This window comes from Mesorhizobium sp. M7A.F.Ca.US.005.03.2.1 (genome assembly GCF_003997795.1).
Classification (GTDB): domain Bacteria; phylum Pseudomonadota; class Alphaproteobacteria; order Rhizobiales; family Rhizobiaceae; genus Mesorhizobium; species Mesorhizobium ciceri.
The window spans coordinates 1-2969 of the sequence record NZ_RZRP01000781.1; the positions used below are offsets into that span (position 1 = coordinate 1).

General features: G+C 65.0%; 3 protein-coding genes. All 3 read right to left on the reverse strand.

What is annotated here, in order from left to right:
* Positions 1–324: 324 nt before the first annotated feature.
* A complete protein-coding gene (locus EN991_RS30170) occupies positions 325–570 on the reverse strand; it encodes a MoaD/ThiS family protein (protein WP_024501711.1) in 246 nt (81 codons plus the stop codon).
* Positions 558–2828, reverse strand: coding sequence for a xanthine dehydrogenase family protein molybdopterin-binding subunit (locus EN991_RS30175; protein ID WP_127370111.1), 2271 nt, complete (start codon positions 2826–2828; stop codon positions 558–560). The genes EN991_RS30170 and EN991_RS30175 overlap by 13 nt, the downstream gene beginning before the upstream one ends.
* A gap of 1 nt (position 2829) precedes the next feature.
* The coding region (locus EN991_RS30180) for a 2Fe-2S iron-sulfur cluster-binding protein (RefSeq protein WP_245461116.1) at positions 2830–2969 on the reverse strand (140 nt) is incomplete at its 5' end.

A 2969-nucleotide genomic window follows, 5' to 3' on the forward strand; every position in this document is an offset into this window, starting at 1 on the left:
GATCAGCGCCGCACCAACGCAATCCTTCCCGGGGTTTCGACGTCGCGCATATGCGGTGGGCGGACGGAAAGATGAGAGGGCCGACCATCGAGTCCATGACATTCCGCTGCGGGTTCTCGGCGCCGAGCGAGCTTCAGCCTAGTCGCGAAGATGTCCGCTCGTGAGAAGAGGCGATGAGCCGTGGCGATGACCGGCATGGGGCGCAAATCAGACCCTCCTCCCGGTCGAATCCAACAGCGGCTTTTGGCCTTCTTAGAATTACGGTGACAGTGTACTTTTTAGAATTACGGTGACAGTGCACCTTTTACCCTGCCATGTGTCCGCCTATCCCCCCGCCAGCCGCGGCAGCAAAAAAATCTCCGCCCCCTCCGGCAGCTTTTTCGACCACGTATCCCTATAGATCGTCCCGTCGATCGCAACCGCGATGCCCTTGTCGATCAAGGGCTCGAGGCCGGGATACTGTTCAGCCAGCTTCCTGAACAGCTCCCTTATGTCCTTGGCCTCGATCTCGACCTTGCTGTTGCCTCCGGCGGTCGCGGCGAGCGAGCCCCAGAGCGTTACTTCGACCATTCCCGTTCCGCCTCGATCGCCGCCAGGATGCGCGGCGGCGACATCGGGATGTGCGTCATGCGCACGCCCGCGGCGTTCGACACCGCATTGGCGATCGCCGCCAGCGGCGGCACGATCGACGTCTCGCCGACGCCGCGCACCCCGTAGGGGTGGTTGGGGTTGGGGATTTCGAGGATCTGCGTGTCGATCATCGGCAGGTCCGAGCAGACCGGGATGCGGTAGTCGAGGAAGCCGGCGTTCTGCAGCCGCCCGTCCTTGCCGTAGATATACTCCTCGTTGAGCGCCCAGCCGATGCCTTGCGCGGCACCGCCCTGGTACTGGCCCTCGACATAGGTCGGGTGCACCGCCTTGCCGGCATCCTGTACGACCGTGTAGCGGACGACCCTGGCAGCGCCGGTCTCGGGATCGACCTCGATATCGCAGATATGGGTGGCGAAGGAGACGCCGGCGCCATCGGCGACGAGCTCGCTGTGGCCGGCGATCGGCCCGCCAGTCTTGCCCGACTCGACCGCGATCTCCTTCAGCGACAGCTTGCCGAGATTGCCGTGCTTCTCGCCCTTGGCGATCGCGTGGCCCTTTTCCCAGACCACGTCGTCGACGGCAATGTCCCACATCTGCGCGGCGCGCTCGCGCAGGATCTTGATCGCGTTGCGAGCGGCCGAAATCGTTGCCATGGAAGAGGAGAAGGTGCCGCGGCTGCCGTCCGTCATGTCGTTGTAGCCGAGGCTGGACGTGTCGGCGACGATCGCCTTGACCTGGGAATAGTCGATGCCGAGTTCCTCCGCCGCCACCAGCGACAGCGACGCGCGCGAACCACCGACGTCGACCGTGCCGACGGCAAGCGAGACCGAGCCGTCCATGCCGATGTTGAGGTCGGTGCAGGTCTGGCCGCCGAAGTTGAACCAGAAGCCGCAAGCCATGCCGCGGCCCTGGTTCTTGCCCAGCGGCGCCTTCATGTGCGGATGGCTCTTCACCGCCTCGAGCGCCGGGCCGATGCCGATCGGTCCGTAGACCGGACCGTAGGAGGACCGTGTGCCTTCCTGCGCGGCGTTTTTGATCCGGAAGTCGACCGGGTCCATGCCGATCTTCTTGGCCAGCTCGTCGACCGCGCTTTCCACCGCGAAGGCTGCCATGGGTGCGGAAGGCGCGCGATAGGCCGCGGTCTTCGGCCGGTTGACCAGCACTTCGTAGCCGACCGTCTTGACGTTATCGAGCTTGTAGCAGGCGAACGCGGTCATGGCGCCGATCTCGGCCCAGGAGCCGGCATACGGGCCGCAGCTGTAGCGCAGCGTCGCTTCGGCGGCGGTGATCGTGCCGTCCTTGCGGGCGCCGATCTTGACGTCGATCGAGGTGGCGCTGGTCGGGCCCGAGGCGCGGAACACCTCGTCGCGGGTCATCACCAGCTTCACCGGCCGTCCTGCCTTGCGCGACAGCGCCAGCGCCACCGGCTCGGCCCAGACATGGGTCTTGCCGCCAAAACCGCCGCCGATCTCCGAGGAGGTGACGCGCAGTTTCGAGGCTTCCATGCCAAGCAACTGGGCGCAGTGCTGGCGGTAGACGAAATGGCCCTGCGTGCACACCCAGAGGTCGGCGGTGCCGTCGGAGCTGAAATTCGCCACGCAGGCATGCGGCTCGATATAGCCCTGGTGCGTCTGCTCGGTCTTGAAGGAGCGCTCGACGATGAAGTCGGCCTGCCCGAAACCCTGATGGACATCGCCATGGCCAAACTGGCTGCGCTTGGTGACGTTGGAGGGTTTTACCGGCTTTTCCTCAAGGCCCACGGTGAAGATGGCATCATTGATCAAGGGCGCCGTGTGCTTCGCCGCCTCGTCGACATCGGTGACGTGCGGCAAAAGCTCGTACTCGATCTCGATGAGCTTCAGCGCCTGCCTGGCGGTGCGGGCGTCGATCGCGGCGACCGCGGCCACCGCGTGGCCGTCATAGAGCGCTTTCGTGCGCGCCATGCAATTGTCGAGAACGTCGTACATGGCGGCATCGCCATCGGTGAGGTCCGGCAGGTCGGCCGCGGTGATCACCGCCTTGACGCCGGCGAGCTTTTCCGCCTTCGAAATGTCGATCTTGACGATCCTGGCGTGGGCGTGCGGGCTTCTCAGAACACGCCCGACCAGCTGGCCGGCCATGTTGAAGTCGGCGCCGTAGCGCGCGCGGCCCGTCACCTTGTCGATGCCGTCGGGACGGATCGGACGTGTGCCGACGGAGGCGAATTTACGTCCGGAAAAACGTGGATCGAAATTCATCTCAGGCTCCCTTCATCACGATGGCCGCATCCTGGACGGCGCGCACGATCTTGTCGTAACCGGTGCAGCGGCAGAGGTTCCCGGCAAGGCCGAAGCGGATTTCCTCCTCGGTCGGGTCGGGGTTCTTGGCCAGGAGGTCCT

Excerpts from the sequence above, each read along its gene's own strand:
- EN991_RS30170 (WP_024501711.1), bottom strand. The coding sequence starts at position 570 with ATGGTCGAAGTAACGCTCTGGGGCTCGCTCGCCGCGACCGCCGGAGGC.
- EN991_RS30175 (WP_127370111.1), bottom strand. The coding sequence starts at position 2,828 with ATGAATTTCGATCCACGTTTTTCCGGACGTAAATTCGCCTCCGTCGGC.